20 protein-coding genes and 1 pseudogene are annotated in these 18451 nt (G+C 71.8%); 12 read left to right on the top strand and 9 right to left on the bottom strand.

Annotation, left to right across the window (positions count from 1 at the left end; all coding sequences use genetic code 11):
- Positions 1-93 precede the first annotated feature (93 nt).
- Positions 94-699, top strand: a complete 606-nt coding sequence (locus ACWDAG_RS05610) for a DUF1353 domain-containing protein (protein WP_450694297.1) — start codon at positions 94-96, stop codon at positions 697-699.
- Positions 700-703: 4 nt separating this feature from the next.
- Here the strand turns inward: ACWDAG_RS05610 and ACWDAG_RS05605 are convergent, their stop codons facing one another.
- A complete protein-coding gene (locus ACWDAG_RS05605; protein ID WP_450694296.1) occupies positions 704-1099 on the bottom strand; it encodes a nuclear transport factor 2 family protein in 396 nt (131 codons plus the stop codon).
- 95 nt (positions 1100-1194) lie between these two features.
- Between ACWDAG_RS05605 and ACWDAG_RS05600 the strand changes: the two genes are divergently transcribed.
- Positions 1195-1920 carry a class I SAM-dependent methyltransferase gene (locus ACWDAG_RS05600; protein ID WP_450694295.1) on the top strand — a complete coding sequence of 242 codons (726 nt, stop codon included), beginning with the start codon at positions 1195-1197 and terminating at the stop codon, positions 1918-1920.
- Between the two features lie 18 nt (positions 1921-1938).
- Here ACWDAG_RS05600 and ACWDAG_RS05595 read toward each other — a convergent pair whose 3' ends face one another.
- Positions 1939-4014 (bottom strand): ATP-binding protein, encoded by a 2076-nt coding sequence (locus ACWDAG_RS05595; protein WP_450694294.1) that lies wholly within the window; start codon positions 4012-4014, stop codon positions 1939-1941.
- A gap of 104 nt (positions 4015-4118) precedes the next feature.
- Here ACWDAG_RS05595 and ACWDAG_RS05590 point away from each other — a divergent pair, with 104 nt between their 5' ends.
- Positions 4119-5021: an MEDS domain-containing protein gene (locus tag ACWDAG_RS05590; protein ID WP_450694293.1), complete on the top strand. Its 903-nt coding sequence runs from the start codon at positions 4119-4121 to the stop codon at positions 5019-5021.
- On the top strand, positions 5018-5983 hold the full coding sequence (locus ACWDAG_RS05585) for an anti-sigma factor RsbA family regulatory protein (RefSeq protein WP_450694292.1): 966 nt from the start codon (positions 5018-5020) through the stop codon (positions 5981-5983). Before ACWDAG_RS05590 ends, ACWDAG_RS05585 begins: the two co-directional genes overlap by 4 nt.
- On the opposite strand, the gene ACWDAG_RS05580 is transcribed toward ACWDAG_RS05585, so the two are convergent.
- The 3 genes from ACWDAG_RS05580 to ACWDAG_RS05570 all read right to left on the bottom strand — a co-directional run bounded on the left by ACWDAG_RS05580 (position 5953) and on the right by ACWDAG_RS05570 (position 9085).
- The gene (locus tag ACWDAG_RS05580; protein ID WP_450694291.1) at positions 5953-6708 is read right to left on the bottom strand and encodes a GntR family transcriptional regulator; all 756 of its coding nucleotides are present in this window, start codon (positions 6706-6708) and stop codon (positions 5953-5955) included. The genes ACWDAG_RS05585 and ACWDAG_RS05580 overlap by 31 nt on opposite strands.
- Before the next feature lie 141 nt (positions 6709-6849).
- The gene (locus ACWDAG_RS05575; RefSeq protein ID WP_450694290.1) at positions 6850-8016 is read right to left on the bottom strand and encodes a serine hydrolase domain-containing protein; all 1167 of its coding nucleotides are present in this window, start codon (positions 8014-8016) and stop codon (positions 6850-6852) included.
- A 100-nt stretch (positions 8017-8116) separates the two neighbouring features.
- Positions 8117-9085 carry an acetylxylan esterase gene (locus ACWDAG_RS05570; protein ID WP_450694289.1) on the bottom strand — a complete coding sequence of 323 codons (969 nt, stop codon included), beginning with the start codon at positions 9083-9085 and terminating at the stop codon, positions 8117-8119.
- Between the two features lie 117 nt (positions 9086-9202).
- Here ACWDAG_RS05570 and ACWDAG_RS05565 point away from each other — a divergent pair, with 117 nt between their 5' ends.
- The 6 genes and pseudogenes from ACWDAG_RS05565 to ACWDAG_RS05540 all read left to right on the top strand — a co-directional run bounded on the left by ACWDAG_RS05565 (position 9203) and on the right by ACWDAG_RS05540 (position 14003).
- Complete coding sequence (locus ACWDAG_RS05565) at positions 9203-10561, top strand: 8-oxoguanine deaminase (RefSeq protein WP_450694288.1); 1359 nt, start codon at positions 9203-9205, stop codon at positions 10559-10561.
- An 83-nt stretch (positions 10562-10644) separates the two neighbouring features.
- Entirely contained in the window at positions 10645-11130 is a 486-nt protein-coding gene (locus ACWDAG_RS05560; RefSeq protein WP_450694287.1) for a MarR family winged helix-turn-helix transcriptional regulator, read from the top strand.
- 81 nt (positions 11131-11211) lie between these two features.
- Positions 11212-11565: a VOC family protein gene (locus ACWDAG_RS05555; RefSeq protein ID WP_450694286.1), complete on the top strand. Its 354-nt coding sequence runs from the start codon at positions 11212-11214 to the stop codon at positions 11563-11565.
- 231 nt (positions 11566-11796) lie between these two features.
- Complete coding sequence (locus ACWDAG_RS05550; RefSeq protein ID WP_450694285.1) at positions 11797-12537, top strand: class I SAM-dependent methyltransferase; 741 nt, start codon at positions 11797-11799, stop codon at positions 12535-12537.
- A 222-nt stretch (positions 12538-12759) separates the two neighbouring features.
- Positions 12760-13172 (top strand): annotated as a pseudogene (locus ACWDAG_RS05545) (nitroreductase); the annotation flags it as partial.
- Between the two features lie 99 nt (positions 13173-13271).
- Entirely contained in the window at positions 13272-14003 is a 732-nt protein-coding gene (locus ACWDAG_RS05540; RefSeq protein ID WP_450694398.1) for an SDR family oxidoreductase, read from the top strand.
- Between the two features lie 14 nt (positions 14004-14017).
- Here the strand turns inward: ACWDAG_RS05540 and ACWDAG_RS05535 are convergent, their stop codons facing one another.
- The 3 genes from ACWDAG_RS05535 to ACWDAG_RS05525 all read right to left on the bottom strand — a co-directional run bounded on the left by ACWDAG_RS05535 (position 14018) and on the right by ACWDAG_RS05525 (position 16133).
- Positions 14018-14599: an Rv1733c family protein gene (locus ACWDAG_RS05535; RefSeq protein ID WP_450694284.1), complete on the bottom strand. Its 582-nt coding sequence runs from the start codon at positions 14597-14599 to the stop codon at positions 14018-14020.
- A gap of 153 nt (positions 14600-14752) precedes the next feature.
- Positions 14753-15535: a ferredoxin reductase gene (locus tag ACWDAG_RS05530; protein ID WP_450694283.1), complete on the bottom strand. Its 783-nt coding sequence runs from the start codon at positions 15533-15535 to the stop codon at positions 14753-14755.
- Positions 15528-16133, bottom strand: coding sequence for a sulfite oxidase-like oxidoreductase (locus ACWDAG_RS05525; RefSeq protein WP_450694282.1), 606 nt, complete (start codon positions 16131-16133; stop codon positions 15528-15530). The genes ACWDAG_RS05530 and ACWDAG_RS05525 overlap by 8 nt, the downstream gene beginning before the upstream one ends.
- A 215-nt stretch (positions 16134-16348) precedes the next feature.
- Between ACWDAG_RS05525 and ACWDAG_RS05520 the strand changes: the two genes are divergently transcribed.
- Both ACWDAG_RS05520 and ACWDAG_RS05515 read left to right on the top strand, forming a co-directional pair.
- On the top strand, positions 16349-17263 hold the full coding sequence (locus ACWDAG_RS05520) for an NADP-dependent oxidoreductase (protein ID WP_450694281.1): 915 nt from the start codon (positions 16349-16351) through the stop codon (positions 17261-17263).
- Positions 17260-17970: a GNAT family N-acetyltransferase gene (locus ACWDAG_RS05515; RefSeq protein ID WP_450694280.1), complete on the top strand. Its 711-nt coding sequence runs from the start codon at positions 17260-17262 to the stop codon at positions 17968-17970. The genes ACWDAG_RS05520 and ACWDAG_RS05515 overlap by 4 nt, the downstream gene beginning before the upstream one ends.
- Here ACWDAG_RS05515 and ACWDAG_RS05510 read toward each other — a convergent pair.
- Positions 17967-18365: a MarR family winged helix-turn-helix transcriptional regulator gene (locus ACWDAG_RS05510; RefSeq protein WP_450694397.1), complete on the bottom strand. Its 399-nt coding sequence runs from the start codon at positions 18363-18365 to the stop codon at positions 17967-17969. The genes ACWDAG_RS05515 and ACWDAG_RS05510 overlap by 4 nt on opposite strands.
- Between the last annotated feature and the right edge of the window lie 86 nt (positions 18366-18451).

The following is an 18451-nucleotide window of genomic DNA, read 5'->3' as shown; positions in this document are numbered from 1 at the left end:
GGTGAGGTCACCCTGACCGTCCCGCGGTGCTTGCCGCGGTGGGTTTGTGGCTATATCTCCGGTGCGGGACTCGATCCGAGGAAGGCGGGCAGCATGGATCGCACGGATCCCTTCACCGGTGATGTGGTGGTCAAGGCGATGGTGGACGGAAAGGCGTGGGAGCTCCAGCAGGGGTTCTGCTACGAGAACCCGGAGCATCTCGAACACGGGGGCAGGACCGACCGCATCCGGGTCCCGCCCCGTCTCCACACGGACTTCGCATCGGTGCCGCGTGCCTTCGTCTGGCTGTTTCCGCGCTACGGCGTCTACACCCGGTCGGCCATCCTGCACGACCATCTGTGCCGGAAAAAGTCGGTGCGGCGAGCGGAAGCCGACAGGATCTTCCGTGTCTCGATGAGGGAACTCGACGTGGCGCTGCTCCGCCGCTGGGTGATGTGGGCCGGGGTGCGCGCGGGTGGCATGTGGAAGGTCGTGAAAGGTGGCGGAACGTGGCGGGCGGTCCGCTCGCCTGCGGTCTTGAAGAGAGCCGCGGGGTGGCTCCTGGTCGCCGTGCCGACCGCGGTGTTCCTGGCCGTGCCGGCCGTCGTGATCAGCGTCTGGCTCTTCCTCTTCTGGCTGATGGAAAAGGTGCTCTACCTGGTGCTGAAGGCCTTCAGGAAGGAACCGAACCACCCCAAGCTCTACTTCAGGACCAGCTGAGCCGTCACGACCGCGCCTGCGCCTCCTTCTCGATCCGGTCGAACTGCGCACTCATGGCCGCCGCCAGGGCCTGCGCGGCGGACAGCGGGCGCACCATGACGGTCAGTTCGTCGATCAGTCCCTCCTCGTCGAGGTGGATGAAGTCGCAGCCGCTCAGCTCACGGTCACCCACTCGCGCGGCGAACACCAGCGCGTGGTCGCGGCCGTCGGCCCCGGCGAGTTCGCGCTCGTAGCGGAAGTCCTCGAAGACCTTCGAGACCGCGCGCAGGATCGCCGCGGTGATCGCCTTGCCCGGGTAGGGCTTGAACACCACCGGGCTGGTGAAGACGACGTCCTCCGCCAGCAGTGCCTCGACGGCGTCCATGTCGCCTGCCTCGACCGCCTCGCGGAACGCACGCATCCGATCACCTCATAGTGAATTAGTTGAGTAGGTGCCGATGAGAATAATCACGTGAGGGGGGCGTGTCCAGCGCCCGTTCGCCTAAGCTGACGCTGATGTTCAGCCCCGGAGGTCCCAGTCTGCGCGAGCTCGCCGTCCAGGCGCTCTCGTCCGTGGAGCACGGCTACGACCTGCTCGCGCCGAAGTTCGACCACACCCCCTTCCGGACCCCCGACGCGGTGCTCGACGCCGTCGCCTCGGCGCTGGCGCGGACCGGGCCCTTCGACGCGGGGCTCGACCTGTGCTGCGGCACCGGGGCGGGAGTCGATGTCCTGGCGCGGGTGTGCCGGCGGAGCGTCACGGGGGTCGACTTCAGCGCGGGCATGCTCGGCGTGGCTCGGCGGGGCGTACGGCCGGCCGGGCCGGCGGTGTCCTGGGTGCGGGGGGACGCCCGCTCGCTCCCCTTCGCTCCCGGTGCCTTCGACCTGGTGGTGAGCTTCGGGGCGTTCGGGCACTTCCTGCCGCGCGAACTGCCGGGGCTGTTCGCCCAGGTCCACTCCGTGCTGCGGCCGGGCGGCCGCTTCGCCTTCCCCGTCCTGGCCCCGCCCGGGCTCACCTCCCCGGCGTTCTGGATGCTGCTCGGCTTCGACGCGGTCATGCGCGTGCGCAACGCGGTGTGGCGGCCGCCGTTCGTCATGTACTACCGGGCCTTCCGGCTCGGGGACGTGCGACGAGAGCTGGAGTGGGCCGGGTTCCGCGTGGGCCTCCAGGAGCTGCCGGAGTTCGGGCGGCGCGGTGACGGCAGCCCGCGCGTGCGGATGGTCGTCGCCGTCCGTTCCTGACCAGGGCGAGGAGACCGGTCACAGGCCGTTCGGGTCGGCCACGCCGCCCAGCGCCAGTGCGATCGCCGCGTCCGGCCCCAACTCCCGGCCCTCGCGCACTGCTTCGGCGAACCGGGCATCCCCCAGCGAGGCGCGCAGCCGGCGCTCGAACTCGCGGTGGAAGACCGTCCGGTCGGGCCTGCCGAGCTGCGGCAGGCCCGCCGCGTGCCACAGCCGCCGGCTGATGCCCAGGAGGCGGGCGGCGAGCTCCTCCTCGCCCCGCGAGGCCTGCGCGACCACCAGCAGGTCGGCGACCGCCGCCGCGCCGATCCGGTCGTGCACCCGCCACTTGGCGGTCAGCGCCTCGCGTGCCGAGAGCACCGCCTCGTCCGGGTGGCCGAGACCGATCCCGGCGAGCGAGACGAAGAAGTCGCCCCAGGCCCGCATCCACAGTTCACCGCGCTTGGCGCACTCGGCCCGCAGCCGCTCCGCGACCGCCGCGCACCGCTCGAAAGCGGCCTGGCTCGCCAGCAGATAGGCCTGCACGGCCAGCGTCAGCAGCTGGAAGAACTCGGCGCCGCCGTCCCCCGCAGGCGCCTGCCGGACACTCCCGTACAGCACCGCCGACCGCGCCGACTCGCCCCGCACGGCCAGGCTCGCCCCGGTCAACGGCAGCGCGGGCACCGGCAGTCGACGCTCCTCCGCCAGCCACACATAGGCGGCGCTCACCGACTCGGCCGCCTCCAGGTCGTCCGGGACGACGGTGACCAGCCGGTGCGCCCACACCGCCAGGGTGTGCTCGGGACCGCTGCCCTCGGGGGAGTGGCGCAGCGCCCGCTCCAGGTAGGTGCGCCCCTCCTCGGCGAACCCGCAGGCGAACCAGAAGAACCAGAGGCTGCCGGTGAGTTCGAGTGCCGTCTCGGGCTCGCGCGCGGTCAGGCACTCCTCGATCGCGAGGCGCAGATTGGCGTGTTCCGCGGTCAGCCGCTCCGCCCACATCCGTTGGCCGGGCCCGAGCCACTCCGCCTCGCCCTGGCGGGCGATCCAGCGGAAGTAGTCCCGGTGGCGGCGGCGCACCGCCTCCGCCTCACCCAGCCCGGTCAGCCACTCGGCGCCGAACGAGCGGACCGTGTCCAGCATCCGGTAGCGCACCGCCGCGCCCTCGCCGTCCCGGGTGACGATGGACTTCTCGGTGAGTGAGGCGAGCAGCGCCAGGATCTCCTCCGCGTCGAGGGGGCCGCCGTGGCACACGAATTCGGCCGCCTCCACGTCCCAGCCCCCCGCGAACACCGACAGCCGGGCCCACAGCAGCCGCTCCAGCGGCGTGCACAGCTCATGGCTCCAGCCGATCGTGGTGCGCAGCGTCTGGTGCCGGGCAAGGCGCGGCCGGGCGGGCGAGACAAGCAGGTCGAAGCGGGAGTCCAGGCCTTCCAGGAGCCGGTGCAGGGGGAAGCCGCGCAATCGTACGGCGGCCAGCTCCAGCGCCAGCGGGATCCCGTCGAGCCGGGCGCAGACTGCGGCCACATGCGCCCGGTTGGCGTCGGTGAGCGCGAACGACGGAACCGCGGCCGCCGCCCGGGCCGTGAACAGCGCAACCGCGTCGTCCCGTTCTCCGAGCGGCAGCGGCGCCACCGTCAGCAGATGCTCGCCCGGCACGCCCAGCGGCTGCCGGCTGGTGGCCAGAATCCGCAACTCCGGGACGCTCGCGAGCAGTTCCTGCGCGACCCGCGCGCACTCGTCCAGGACATGCTCACAGGTGTCGAGCACGAGCAGCACGGGCGCCCCCGCGAGGTGTTCGGACACCGCCTGCAGCAGTGGTCGCAGCGTCTGCTCGGTCAGCCGGGTCGCCTGCGCGACCGTGTTCGTCAGCAGATCCGGATCCCTGAGTTCCGACAGCTCCACCAGCCATGCCCCGCCCGGAAAGCCGGCCTTCGCGGCGTGCGCGGCGCGCAGTGCAAGGCGGGACTTGCCCACACCCCCGGGCCCCGTCAGCGTCACCAGCCGCTCGGTCCCCAACAGCCCCGCGATATCGGCGAGTTCGAGCCGTCGGCCGACGAATGCGTTCGCCTCGGCGGGAAGGTTGCCGATCCTGCCGCCCTGCACAGAGGCCGCCATCGTCCCCCCTCACCCGGAACCGATGGCGGACACGATAACCCCTCACGGCAGGGCTGCTTCCGGCGTAGCGTGGAAGCGGTCCGTCCACCGAGGGAGGTACGGGGATGGCCGTCATACCCACCCTGAAAACTGTGGGGCAGATGCGCCAGGGAGACCACCTTCTCCTCGGCTACGACACGGACGAGGAGCGCGAGACCGTCCTCGTCGCGTTCCTGCTGGACGGCCTGGCCAGCGGGCAGCGCGGACTCCTGCTGCCGCCCGCCGACATCCCGGCCGGCGTCGCCCTGTCCTTCCTGGAGGCGCACGGCTGCCGGGTCGACGAGGAGCTCGCGGCCGGCCGGCTGTGCGTCGACCCGCACCTCGCCGGTCCCGAGGGACTGTGGGACCTGGACGAGGTGATCCGCCGCGAGACCCGCCGGGCCGTCGGCGACGGCTTCCTCGGCCTGCGTGTGTGCACGGAGATCCTGCGTGCCCAGGCCGGCAAGGAACTCAAGACACTGCACGACAGCGAGCTGCTGCTCGACCCCGTCTTCTCCTCGCTGCCGGTGCTCGGCATCTGCCAGTACGACCGCCGGATCTTCGACGAGACGGAACTCGAGCCGCTCGCCGGGCTGCACCACGGCCGGGTCGGCGCCGACGACGTGTGGCGTGACGACCTCCTCGCCATCACCCGTACCTTCGCACCCCCCGGCCTCGCCCTCGCCGGAGAGATCGACGACACCAACGTCACGGCCGTCGCCCGCGCCCTGCACACCGAGACGGCCCGCGCCCGGGCCCGCGCCGCGGACGGCGCCCGTATCCATCTCGACCTGCACGAGCTGCGTTTCATCGATGTCGGCGCGCTGCGCCTGCTGGTGTTCACGGCGCTCGCCCTGTACGCGGCGGGCGGCACCCTCGAACTGTCCGGCGTCGCCATGCACGTCCGGCGGGTGATGCGGGTGACCGGCTGGGACCGGGTGCCGGGCCTGCGCATCGAGCCGGAGGGGCAGGAAGGAGAAGGTCCGTGACCGGCTTCGTCCACCAGGCGCTGCGCTACGCCTCGGACGACCAGTTCCGCGACACCGCAGCCGCCTTCGTCCGTGACGGGCTCGACGCGGGCGACATGGTCCTGGCGGTGGTGAGCACCCGCAACCTCACCCTGCTCGCACAGGCACTCGGCAGCCGCTTCCGTCCCGTGGAGTGCGTCGACGCCAGCGAGTGGTACGACTACCCCTCGCGCACCCTGGGCCGCTATCACGCCTACTGCACCCGCCAGGAGCCGCACCGGAGGGTCCGCGTCGTCGGCGAACCGGTCTGGGAGGGCCGCACCGACTTCGAGACCCGGGAATGGATGCGCTACGAATCCCTCGTCAACGTCGCCTTCGCCGGCTCCGCCCACCGGCTCCTGTGCCCGTACGACACCCGGGCGCTCCCGGAGAACATCGTCCGCAGCGTCGCCCGCACCCACCCCGAACTCGCCCACGAGCCCGGCGGCGCGGCCGACTACACGGACCCGGCCGAGTTCTGCGCCGAGTGCGACGAGTACGCCCCGGCCCCACTGCCCGCCGCGGCGGCCGGCATCCCCTTCGCCCGCGGCCGCACCGCCGCCGTCCGTCGCGCTCTCGCCGCGTACGCGCGCCGCCTGGGGCTGACCGAGCAGCGGACGTACGACCTGGTGGCGGCGGTGCACGAGACCGTCGTCAACGCCGTCCGGTACGGCGGCGGACACGGCGTTGTGCGGCTGCACAGCGACCGCGACCATGTGATCTGCGAGGTCTCCGACGCCGGCGCACACACCGTGCGGCCGCGCCCGCCCTTCCCCGGTCATCTGCCGCCCGAGCCGGCCGCCGTGAGCGGGCACGGCATGTGGCTCGGGCGGCAGTTGAGCGACCTGGCCACCGACCGGCTGGAGTCCTCGGGCTCCGTCGTACGGCTGTACTTCCGGCGCCCGGGGCGCGCTCACCCCGCGGCGGGCAGCGTGAACTCGTAGACCAGGGCGTCCGGTTGGGCGTCCACCACCAGGTCGGTGATCTCCAACGGCCGCGCGTACTGATCGTGCACGCGCCGTCTGACCCGTACCGAGGGTGTGTCCGCGAGCGGGGTGATGGAGTCCCGGTGGTGCAGGGTCAGGCCCGCCCTGCGCATCCAGTCGTAGGTGCGGCGCAGCTGGGCCGAGGCGGCGCCGTCGGCGCGGTCGCGGTAACGGGCCAGCTCCTCGACCTCGGCGAGCGCCACGGCGGAGAACGAGGTCACCGCCGTGCGGCGGCCGCGGCCGTCGGCGCCGGCCGACTCGTAGCGGTGCACGAGCGTCTGCCGGTGCGGGGCGAGCCCCAGGGCCTCGGCGTGCTCGGGCGGGGGAGTCTCCCAGGTGACCGTGGCCCGGTCGACGGCGCCCGGGTCCGCCGCCCGGGCGCCGACCGGGAAGGTCAGCGAGGACGCCGTCTCCACCGGCAGGCCGGGCAGCGTGGCGTGGCTGCCCCGCCGGTCGGTGGCGACCAGACCGTCCCGGCGCAGCACCTCCAGCGCCTGCCGGACGGTCTCCCGGCTGACACTGAAGTGCCCGGCCAGCTGCCGCTCGCCCGGCAGGCGTTCACCGGGCGGGACGGTGCCGTCGCGCAACTCGCCGAGCAGTTGGGTCGCGACGCGCCAGTACAGCGGGTCCCCTCGGTGTTCGCCTTCGGTGAGGGCAGGGTCGTGCGGGGTGGTGCGGGCCATGCCGCGCCTCCTGTTGGTGACGGAACGTAGCCGTGCGGGCTCATTGCGCCACCAGATCTAGCATTGGTCTAAACCACCAGGGAAGACCGACTCGGTGGTTCGGCCGAAACCGGTCCGCAACCGGTCCGCGCCGAGCACCGTTCACAGCGCCCGGTACACGGCCTCGATCAGGGCCATCTTTCGCGGGTCGTCCGCGATGTGGGGCCCCATCCGGTTCATCACATACCCCACCGACACCCCCGCCTCCGGGTCCGCGAGCCCGCAGGAACCGCCGAAGCCGTCATGTCCGAAAGCCCGCGGGTTCGGCCCGTACGAGCCGTTCGCGCCGCTGAGCCACAGGCCCAGCCCGATCTCCGTCTCGTGCCCGAGTCCGGCGCCGAGCACCAGGTCCCGGCAGCTGCCCTGCCCCTCACGCACCCGCTCGGCGGCCTCGGGGGACAGGATGCGACGGCCGTCGTACGACCCCCGGCCCGCGAAGATCCCGTAGAGCGCTGCGACCGCCCGGGCCGTTCCGTGCCCGTTCGCCGCCGGGATCTCGGCAGCCCGCCATTCGGGCGTGTTGGCCTCGCCCGCGCCCACCAGTGGATTGGCCAGCGCGGCGAGCGCCTCCGGCCCCAACTGGCTGAAGATCGCCGCCTGTTCGCTGTCGGAGGCGGTCGGCGGATGAACCAGCTCGGCCGCTCGACCGGCCTCCTTCGCCGGCAGCCCGACGGTGAAGTCGATCCCCAGCGGCCCGGTCACCTCACGCTCCAGAAACGCCCCCGGCAGGAGCCCGGAGACGCGCCGCACGACCTCACCCACGAGGAAGCCGTAGGTCAACGCGTGATACCCGGACCGTGTCCCCGGCTCCCACCAGGGCTCCGTCGCCGCGAGCCGCTGCGTGGTGAACTCCCAGTCGCAGAGTTGCTCCAGCGAGTGCGGCTCCCGCAGCCCGGACAGTCCCGCCCGGTGCGACAGCAGATGCCGTACGAGGACCTTGTCCTTGCCGGCCGCGGCGAACTCGGGCCAGTACGTGGCCACCGGCGCGTCGAAGTCCAGCAGCCCCCGGTCGGCGAGGATGTGCGCGCACAGCGCGACCGGACCCTTGGTCGTCGACCACACATTGACCAGCGTGTCCCGCTCCCAGGGCCGGGTGTGCGCAGCGTCGGCCCAGCCGCCCCACAGATCCACGACGGTCCTGCCGCCGACGGTGACGGCGACCGCGGCGCCGAGTTCCGCCCGCTCCCGGAAGTTCTCCTCCAGTGCCGTGCGCACCGCCGTGAACCGCTCGTCGCAGTATCCGTGCACCTCGGGCTCGTGCTCCGTCATGGCCCCTCCGTCGTCCGCGGGAAACCCGGGCCGCGACGCTGCGGCCCGGGCCATCCGAACGTACCGACTGGTCGGACTGGAGGGAAGGCCGACGGGACTGTCAGACGTACGACCGCAGCCACTTCAGCTTGGCCGCCTCCTGGAAGGGCCCGCCGCCCTCGTGGTCGTTGAAGTCGTACACCTCGATCGCCTTGTCGTCGTGCGCCCAGGCGTTGAAGGCGGCGAAGACGGTCGAGGGCGGGCAGGTCGCGTCCTCCAGGGCCGCCGAGAACAAGGCGGCGCTGTTGCCGCGGGAGGCGAAGTGCACGCCGTCGAAGTAGGACAGGGTGCGCAGCGCTTCCTCGGTGCGGCCGCGGTGGGTCTTGAGGAACAGACCGACCTCACGGTAGGGGTGACGGTCCGTGATCGTCACGGCGCGTGGGTAGTCGCACAGGAACGGCACGTCCGGGGCGATCGCGGTCAGGTCCGGGACCAGACCGCCCACCGCGATCGTGATGCCGCCGCCCTGGCTGCCGCCGAGGGCGACCGTGCGGGTCGCGTCGGTGAGGGGGTGCGAGCGGGCCGCCTCGACGGCACGCACCGCGTCCGTGAACACCCGCCGGTAGTAGTAGTTCTCGGGCGCGTCGATACCGCGGGTCATGAAGCCGGGGACGGACGGCGCGCCGCCCACCGGGTCCGCGGTGCTGCCGCCCCCGCCCCAGCCGCTGCCCTGTCCGCGGGTGTCCATCACGAAGTGCGCCCGGCCCGTGGACGCCCACAGCAGGTGCTCGTGCGGCAGGCCGCGCCCGCCGCCGTATCCGATGAACTCCACGACCAGGGGTATCGGTTCCTCGGTCGCGGCGGGCAGCGTCAGCCAGCCCTTCACCGGGTGCCCGCCGAACCCCGCGAAGGTCACGTCGTACACGTCGACCGTCGTCAGGCCCGTGTCGACCGGTTCGAAACGGGCGTCCAGGTCGTGCTCGCGAGCTTCCTGCAGGGTCTTGGACCAGAACGCGTCGAAATCCTCTGGCTCCACGGACTTGCTGCGGTACTCGTGGAGTTCGTCGAGGGGGAGGTCGAACAGGGCCATGTAGGACCGCCTTTGCGAAGCGACAGCTACGAAGGGACAGTGCGGATGATCACACCGTACGCGGGTGGTCGGACGACTCGCCAGGTCTTTCCGGTCGTACCTGTCTACGATGGCGCCATGACTTCAGCCGTGGATCTGCTGGTCAAGGACGCCGGACTGCTGGTCGTCGACGGGGAGCGCGAGATTCCCGGCGGCTGGGTGGCCGTCGCCAATGGTCGGGTCACCGCCGTGGGCGCTGCCGGGACCGAGCCCGAGGCCCGTACGACCCTCTCCGCGTCCGGACGGCTGGTCACCCCCGGCCTGATCAACACGCACCACCACATCTACCAGAACCTCACCCGCTCCTACGCCCCGGCAGTGAGCGGCACCCTCTTCGACTGGCTGACCACCCTCTACCCACTGTGGTCCGCCCTGGACGAGGAAGCCGTCTACGTGTCCGCGTACGTCGGCATGGCCGAACTGCTGATGGGCGGCTGCACCACGTCCTCCGACCACCTGTACGTCCACCCCCGCCCGTACCTCGTCGATGCGGAGATCCGCGCCGCCCGTGACATCGGTTTCCGCTTCCACGCGACCCGAGGCTCCATGACCCGCTCCGTCGAGGACGGGGGCCTGCCGCCCAGGAGCGTCACCCAGACCGTCGACGAGGTGCTCGCCGACAGCGAGCGGCTGATCAAGGCCCACCACGACCCCGAGCCGGGCGCGCTGATCCGGGTGGCGCTCGCGCCCTGCTCGCCGTTCTCGGTGACCAAGGAGGTCATGACGGCGACCGCCGAACTCGCCGAACGCCACGACGTACGCCTGCACACCCACCTCGCCGAGGACCACGACGAGGACACCTACTGCCTGGAGACCTACGGCTGCCGGCCCGTGGAGTACTTCGAGGACTGCGGGTGGATGAGCGACCGCACCTGGGTCGCCCACTGCATCTACCCCAACGACGACGAGCTCGGCCGGCTCGCGGCAGCGGGCGTCGGTGTCGCGCACTGCCCCAGCTCCAACATGCTCATCGGCGGCGGCACCGCGCGCGTCAAGGAGATGCGCGAACTCGGCCTGCCCGTCGGCATCGGCTGCGACGGCTCCGCCTCCACGGACCACGCCTCCCTCTGGATGGAGACACGCGGTGCCCTGCTGCTGGGCCGTTACCGCGGCGGACCCGGCGCGATGACCGCACGCGATGCCCTCGACATCGCCACCCGCGGCTCGGCCCGCTGCCTCGGCCGTGCCGACGAGTTGGGACATCTGCGCCCGGGGGCCTGCGCCGACCTGGTCGTCTGGGATCTCCACGAGGTCGCCCTCGCGGGGGCGTTGAGCGACCCGGTCGAGGCATGGCTGCGCTGCGGTCCGGCCCGTGCCTGGACGACGGTGGTCGGGGGCCGGGTCCTCGTCGACCGGGGCGAGCCGGTGCTGCCGGGGCTGGCGGAGGCGCTGCGGGATCACGGGCGGATCGCGCGGCGGATGCAGCAGGAGGCGTAGTAGGCGGCTCGTACGTTCGCGCCGGTCGCATTTGGTTTCAGATGAGACCGTTTCGAATGAATGCATGGCTGTAATCTGGCCCCATGGCTGCCGACGTTCCTGACACCTCCGCCGCCTCGCGTGCGACCGACCGCCCTGGGGACGCATCACCGTTCGCTCTCGGCCTGCTGCTGCGCCGGGCACACTGGCGCGCCGCCGCGGTGATGTCGGAGGCGCTTAGGCCGTTCGGCATCGAGCTGCGGCACTTCGCCGTGCTGATCGTCCTGGTCAACCAAGGGCCCACCATGCAGCGGGACCTGGCGGCGGCGACGGGGTCGGACAAGGCGGGCATCATGCGGGTCGTGGACGACCTGGAGGGCAAGGGGCTGGCCGTACGCAAGGCGGTCCCGGGGGACCGGCGGGCGCGGGCCGTGGAGATCACGCCACAAGGCCTCGAACTCTTCGATGCAGTCCATGCGGCGGCTGAACGGCCGGCTGAGCGACTGGTCGCCGAACTGGAGCCCGGTGAGCCCGAGTTGCTGAAGGACCTGCTGACCCGGTTCGCGCATCCCGAGGGCGGTGGGGCGTAGCCGCCCTGTCGTCGGGGTGAAGGGTGAAGCGGACGAGGGCGGCTGCGACCCATCCGGTCGCCGTCCTGGCAGGATGGCGGCATGGAACGTGTACTTGGAATCGGTGGTTACTTCCTGCGCGCCGCCGATCCGGCGGCCCTGAGCGCCTGGTATCGCGACTGTCTGGGCCTCGACGCCGACGAGAACGGCCTGTGGCGTCCCGAAGCCGGGCCGACGGTGTTCGCGGCGTTCGAGTCCGAGACCGACTACTTCGGGTCCCGCACCCAGCGGACCATGCTCAACTTCCGGGTCCGCGACCTGGATGCGATGCTCGCGCAACTCCGGGCCGGGGGAGCGGACGTGGCCGAGGAGACGCAGGACATGGACGGTGTCGGCCGATTCGGCTGGGTCACCGATCCTGAAGGCAACCGGATCGAGCTGTGGCAGCCCGCCTGAGCGCGGCCGTGTCCCCTGACGCCTTCCATGGGCCGTAGCGCGGGTTCCTTCGCCGCTCGAGCCCGTACGACCTCTTGTGCATGAGGCCGGGACGGTGTCCGGATCTTTGTGGCTTCTGTCAGTACGACGGCCGGCCGGGAGGCCGGGAGACTGCGCGTCAAGGGCTGAGGTGTGCCCAGGGCGCGGGGGCCGAGGCCGAGGACACGACCGGGCACAGGGGAGATCGGCAACGTGAGTGTGCAGCAGTACGAGGAGATCGGTGAGGCCTTCGAGGGCTTCAAGTCCCTGCCGCTGACGCGGTACGCGGAAGTACCCGGCTTTCTGGCCATGGTCGGGGACTTGCGCGGCAGGTCGGTCCTCGACCTGGCCTCCGGTACCGGCTTCTACAGCCGGGAGTTCAGACGGCGCGGCGCCGCGGATGTACTCGGCATCGACATCTCCGGTGAAATGGTCGCCGCGGCAAGGAAGTTGGAGGAGCGCGATCCGCTGGGTGTGCGCTACGAGGTGGGTGATGTGTCCGAACTGCGACCCCTGGGGCGCCAGTTCGACATCGCCACGGCAGTCCAGATGCTCAACTACGCGGAGGACATCGCCGCCATGGAGCGCATGTGCCGCAACGTGCACCGGAGTCTCAAGCCCGGCGGCGAGTTCTTCGCGCTCATGCAGTCACCCGACTACGTCTTCGACGGGCCGTCCCTGGCGAAGTACGGCTTTCTCTGCGAGCCGACCGGCGAGGAGGCCGAGACCGGGCCGCGCTTCCGGGTCACGGCGCTGCTCGACCCGCCGATCGAGATCATCTCCACCGCCCCGCGCCGCGAGGTCTACGAACACTGCCTGCGGGCGGCCGGTTTCGGCGAGCCGACCTGGGTCCCGCTGAAGGTCTCCGACTCCGGCGTGCGCACGTTCGGCGCGGACTTCTGGGCGGACTTCGTCGCCGGCCCTCCACTGGAGATGCTGCGCTGCCGCGCCTGACGACCGAGCGGGCATTTCCCGGAGCGGTTCATCGGCGGCCGGAGTCCCCGGCGGGGATTCGAAGCCGCGGACTCAGGCTCGCTTGATAGTTGCATGCGAGATGGTATTGAGTGATACTATCTCGCATAGAGCGAGAGTGAACGTGCTGAGTGGGCTGGAGGCGGTCGATCTTGAACGTCTACGAGGCGGTCACGAGTCGGCGGGCGGTACGCGGATGCCTAGGTGCTGGCCGGTGAGCCGCTGGTCGAACTCGAGAAGCGTGCCGGTGCGTGCGTGGCCGCCGGCGCCCCTGGGGCGACCGGGAGTACGAGATGTACCCGCCCGCGCTGAAGCCCTCGTACCGCGAGCGCCGACCCGCCTTCGGTGAACAGCGCCACGGAGCACTCGGCATTTCGCGTGAGGACTGGGAGGCACGTCAGCGGGCAGCGGCCGCGAACTGGACTGTTTCGGCGTGCCCGCGGCCCTGTTCTGCTCCATCGACCGCGACATGGGGGCGGCGGGGCGGCGCAATGGGTCGATGTCGGCTTGTCCTCTTTTGCGGCTTGTCGATCGGGTTCGAGGACGCCACCGTGGACTACGCCCGAAGGGTCCGGGCGCCGCTGGACGAGACGGTCACGTTCGTCGACGGCTGCTGACCCCGCCCGCTCTCAGCCGTTCGAGGCACCACCTCCGGCCGCACCCACAAGGCGGGGCATGGATCACATCGCATGGACAACTCCGACGAAGGGCATGTCATGAAGTTCGCAGTCATCGGCGGTACCGGGCTGATCGGGTCACAGGTCGTCAAGAACCTGAAGGCCGCGGGCCACGAGGCAGTACCGCACTCGCAGTCCACCGGAGTCGACGTCATCAGCGGCCGGGGGCTGGACGAGGCCGTGGCGGGAGCCGACGTCGTCGTCAACCTGACGAATTCCCCGACCTTCGACGACGCCTCCCCGGCCTTCTTCCAGGCCTCGATGGACAACCTGGTGGCCGCGGCCCAGAAGGGCGGCGTCGGCCACTTCGTCATCCTCTCGATCGTCGGCACGGACCAGGTACCGGAGCTGGACTACTACCGGGCCAAGACGCTCCAGGAGAACATCCTCGCGGCCGGGCCGATCCCCTACTCGATCGTCCGGGCAACGCAGTTCATGGAGTTCATTGACGCCGTCCTGTCCTGGACCGCCGACGGCGACACCGTCCGGCTGCCCGCCACACCGATCCAGCCGATCGCCGCCAAGGACGTGGCCGCCGCGGTGACGGAGGTCGCCGTGGGCGCCCCGCTGAACGGCATCCGCAACATCGGCGGCCCCGAGATCTTCACCCTGGACGAACTGGGCCGCATCACCCTGTCCCACAAGGCCGACAACCGCACCGTCGTCACCGACCCCACCGCCGGAATGTTCGCCGTCGTCAAGGGCGACGTCCTCACCGACAAGGACGCTCACCTCGCGCCCACCCACTACGTCGACTGGCTGTCCGCCTGACAGGTTCGCGTACGTCACGCCCGACGCCGGGTCCACTCCGGCTCGGTGCGCGCCCACTCGCGCTCCCACTCGGCGAGCCGGTGCCCGGTGGACACGCGGCGCACCACGGCGCCGGCGAGGAGCGCGACGGCTACCGCGCCGCCCGCGGCGCAGATGCCGATGGTCACTGTGTGCTGCCAGACCTGGGTCTCGCCCGGCGGCGGGGGAACGGCCCTGCCCGCGGCGTCGAACCAGACATCGACCGTGTCGCCGTGCCGGCTGTCCGCCGGCACGCGGGCCTTCGCGGTGTGTGTGCCGGTCGCGTCCCGCCAGCGCACATCCACGCGGTACGAGTGATCCCCGCTGCCCTGCACCGACGGCAGCCTCTCGGGTGTCCTGCCGACGACCTCGGCCCGCACCCGGTGACGTTCGGCGCGCTGCGCAGCCGCCACGGCCCGTGCCTCGTCATGGGCCCACCAGCCCGCCAGCGCTCCCGCCAGGGGCGCGCCCACGAACAACAGGACGGCGACGACCAACGCCGTCCACGCCTCGACCACGTCCGACCGACGCCGCAGCGGATTGCGCCGCCAGCGCCAGCCGCGCACCCGGGTTCGCATGTCGACCTCCTCCCCGTCGCCGGAGCCGGAGGGGCCGTATCGCCTTCGGTCCGTATTGTCCCTCCGCGCCGCGTATACGCGCGAGTGCCCAGGAAAATCAGGTACCCAGCACACGGGAGATCGCTCAGTCCGCCCGGCCTGCCCTTCGGGGCGTCAGCCGAAGCGTTCGATCCGGATCCGGTCCACGGGCTGGCCCGCCTCGACGAGCAGCCGGGAGGCGTGCTCGGCGAAGGCGTTCGAGCCGCACACATAGGCCTCCCACCCACCGGGTGGCTGCTCGGCCAGGAGCGGCGCCACATGTGCGGTGCCCATACGTCCGACGGGCACACCGGCCGGTGCGCGACGAGTGAACACGGGTGTTGTCTCCGCGCCGAACTCCCGCGCGTAGATGAGCTCTTCGGGACTGCGCGCGGAAACCAGCAGCCGCAGCGGCACCTCCAGCCCGCGCGCCCGGTGGTGCCGCACCATCGACATCAGGGGTACGACCCCGGAGCCGGCCCCGAGCAGCAGTGCGGGCCGGTCGCCCGGCCATGCGAAGAAGCCGCTCAGCGGGCCGCGCACCTCGACCTGGTCACCGGGCTCGGCCACGGTGTGGAACCAGCCCGAGACCTCGCCGCCCTCCACATGGTCCAGGGTCAGTTCGATGTGCCCCGGGTCGTCGGGCGCGGACGCGAGCGAATAGTGGCGCTGGGCCACATAGCCGTCCGGTGCGGTCAGCCGCAGCATCAGGTGCTGGCCGGGCAGATGCCCCTCCCAGTCGGGCACCGCGAACCGGAAGGTGGCCGCCTGCGCGGTCTCGCGGCGGATCTCGGTGAGCGTGGCGGTCTGCCACACCGAGGCCGTCCGGTTGCTCACGGCGATCCGGCCGGGCACGGCGAAGCGGGTCGGGGGAGTGAACCCGGGGGAAGGGGAGGGCTGCGTCAGTTGCTCAGTCACCGGAGTACCGCTGCTCCTGCCAGGGGTTGCCGCGCGCGTGGTAGCCGTTCTGCTCCCAGAACCCCGGCTCGTCGTGGTCGAGGAGCGTCAGGCCCGCGATCCACTTGGCGCTCTTCCAGAAGTACAGATGCGGCACCAGCAGCCGGGCGGGCCCGCCGTGCTCGGGCGCCAGGGGCTGCCCGTCGTACTCCCAGGCGATCCAGGCCCGCCCCCCGGTCAGGTCCGCGAGGGGGAGGTTGGCGGTGTAGCCGGTGTGCGAGTAGGCGACGGCATGGGTGGCCGACTGGCGCGGGCGCACCACCTCGAGGAACGCGTCCAGGGACACGCCCCCGAACCGCACCCCGAACTTCGACCAGCTCGTCACGCAGTGGATGTCGCCCTCGTACGCCGACTCCGGCAGCGCGTGCGCCTGCTCCCAGTCCCAGGTGTGCGGCCGTTCCACCAGGCCGTCGACCCGGAAGGTCCAGTCGGCGGGCGCCAGTTCGGGGGTGACCTCGGCGGACAGGACGGGCCAGTCGTCGCCCGCGTCGTACTGGCCGGGCGGCAGGCCCGCATTGTCGACGCGGGCGCGCCCGGTGAAGCCTCGGGTGACGTTCATACGGATCCAGCGGGACGGAAGTGATTGCCTACGCATCCAACCGTACGTGTTCGTGAGAGGTGCTCCGGCCCCGGCCCCGGCCTCGATCATTAAGGCCGTATGAAGACTCCGGCGGCCCGGGAATAGCCGACCCCTGATCCTCCTTGCCGACTGGTGCCGGAACCGGTGCCCCGTACAACCGGTGACCAGGCGGGAGCGAAGGAGAGTGGGAGCAGATGCCCAAGGCGTACGTCTTCACGCGCTACGGCGGACCGGAGGCCGAGGCCCTCGTCGACGTGGAGCGGCCGAGTCCCGGCCCCGGTCAGGTGCTCGTCGCGGTGCGTGCCGCGGGGGTCAACCCCGTCGACTGGAAGCAGCGCACCGGTTACCGCCGCCCCGGCGAGAGCGGCGAGCACGCCTTCCCCGCCTACTTCGGCAACGAGGTCTCCGGTGTCGTGGAGGAGATCGGTGAGGGAGTCGAGGGGTTCGCCGTCGGGGACGCGGTGTTCGGCCGGCCCGTCGTCGGCGGGTACTCCGAGTACGCGCTGCTGTCGGTCGACCTGATCGCGCTCAAGCCCGCCGCGCTGTCCTTCACCGACGCCGCGACCCTGCCCGTCGCAGCCGTGACGGCGTACGACGGAATCCGCCAGCTCGGCCTTCCGGCCGGTGCGACCCTCCTCGTGACCGGCGCGGGCGGCGGGGTCGGTGTCGCGGCCGTGCAGATCGCCCGTGCGTTCGACCTGCGGGTGGTGGGCCTTGCGAGCGAGGCCAAGAAGGACTTCGTCGCATCGCTCGGGGCCGAGCACGTGGCGTCCGGCCCGGGCTGGACCGGGCGCGTACCGGGCGGTGTCGACGGCGTGTACGACCTGGTGGGCGGCGACGTCCTCGAGGAGGCCGCGACGCTGCTCACCGACCGGACCAAGCTGATCACGGCCGGGGCTCCGCCCGAGGTCGTGGAGAAGCTGGGCGGCGCCCGCGTGGCCCGGGTGCGCACCTCCGAGCGGCTCGCGGCGGCGGCCGAGCTCGTGGTGCGCGGCGACCTGGACCCGCACGTGACGCAGACCTTCCCACTGGAGCGGGCCGGCGAGGCGCTGCGCACCGTCGAGGAGGGCCATGCCCGCGGCAAGGTCGTGATCGAGGTCGCCCGATGAGCCACGTCCTGGACAACCCCGCCCTCGCCTCGCTGACCGGCCCGCACGCGCACTTCGCCGAGCGGCGCGGCCGGCTGCTGCGCTACCCGGTCGACGTGTCGCCGTGGCTGGCGCTGCCCGACGAGCTCGACGCCGGGGACTGGGCGGACCTCGCCGCCTTCGCTGGCCCCGGAGGCGAGGTCCCCTTGCTCGGCTTCCGTGGCGAGATTCCCGACGGCTGGGAGGTCACCTTCAAGGTCGAGGGTGTACAGCTCGTCGACGACGGCGTAGCCGCGGAGCCGGAGCCGGAGGCGGTCCGCCTCGGCCCCGCCGACGTGCCGGAGATGCTCGACCTGGTCGCTCGCACCCAGCCCGGCCCGTTCCTGCCCCGCACCATCGAAATGGGCACCTACCTGGGCATCCGGCGGGAGGGCGCGCTGATAGCGATGGCGGGGGAGCGGCTGCACCCGCCGGGCTGGACCGAGATCAGCGCCGTCTGCACCGACCCCGCCTTCCGCGGCGAGGGCCTCGCGACCCGGCTGATCCTCGCGGTGGCCCACGGCATCCGCGAGCGCGGCGAGACCCCGTTCCTGCACACCGGCGCGGGCAACACCAACGCCATCCGCCTCTACGAGTCCCTCGGCTTCCGGCTGCGCCGCAGCACCGTCTTCGGCGCGGCCCGCGCGCCCGAACACCTCACGGACGAGCGGACGTTGGCCGTCTCCTAGGCCTCGCCCTCCGGCCGCGCCCAGGCGTTGTACCGCACGAGATAGCCGGCGAACCGCTCCAGATCCTCCCTCGGCCAGCCCGCAAGCCGCTCCCGGAAGGCCGCCCGGCGGCTGTCGGTGACCTGGGCGAGGATCTGGCGCCCGGCCTCGGTCAGGTGCAGGACCTGGACGCGGTGGTCGTCCGGGTCCAGGCGCCGCTCGATGAGCCGGGCCTGCTCCAGGGCGGCCACCTGGCGGCTGACCGTGGACTTGTCCAGGGCGTAGTGCGCCGCCAGGTCGGTGGCCCGGCAGCCGCTGACCTCCTCCAGATGGCCGAGCAGTGTGTACGAGACCAGCGACAGCTCGGGGTGCATACGGCCCGCCGAGGCGCGGGCGCGGCGGGCGAAGGCCGTCATCTCGCGCTGGATCGTCTCCACGGCTTCGTCTGCTTCCACCGGACCTCCCTCGTTCACCACGGAATACCACCTCACCCCACTTGGTT

It is taken from the genome of Streptomyces sp. NPDC001157 (assembly GCF_053598255.1).
This window is presented reverse-complemented; position numbering and strand designations above follow the sequence as displayed.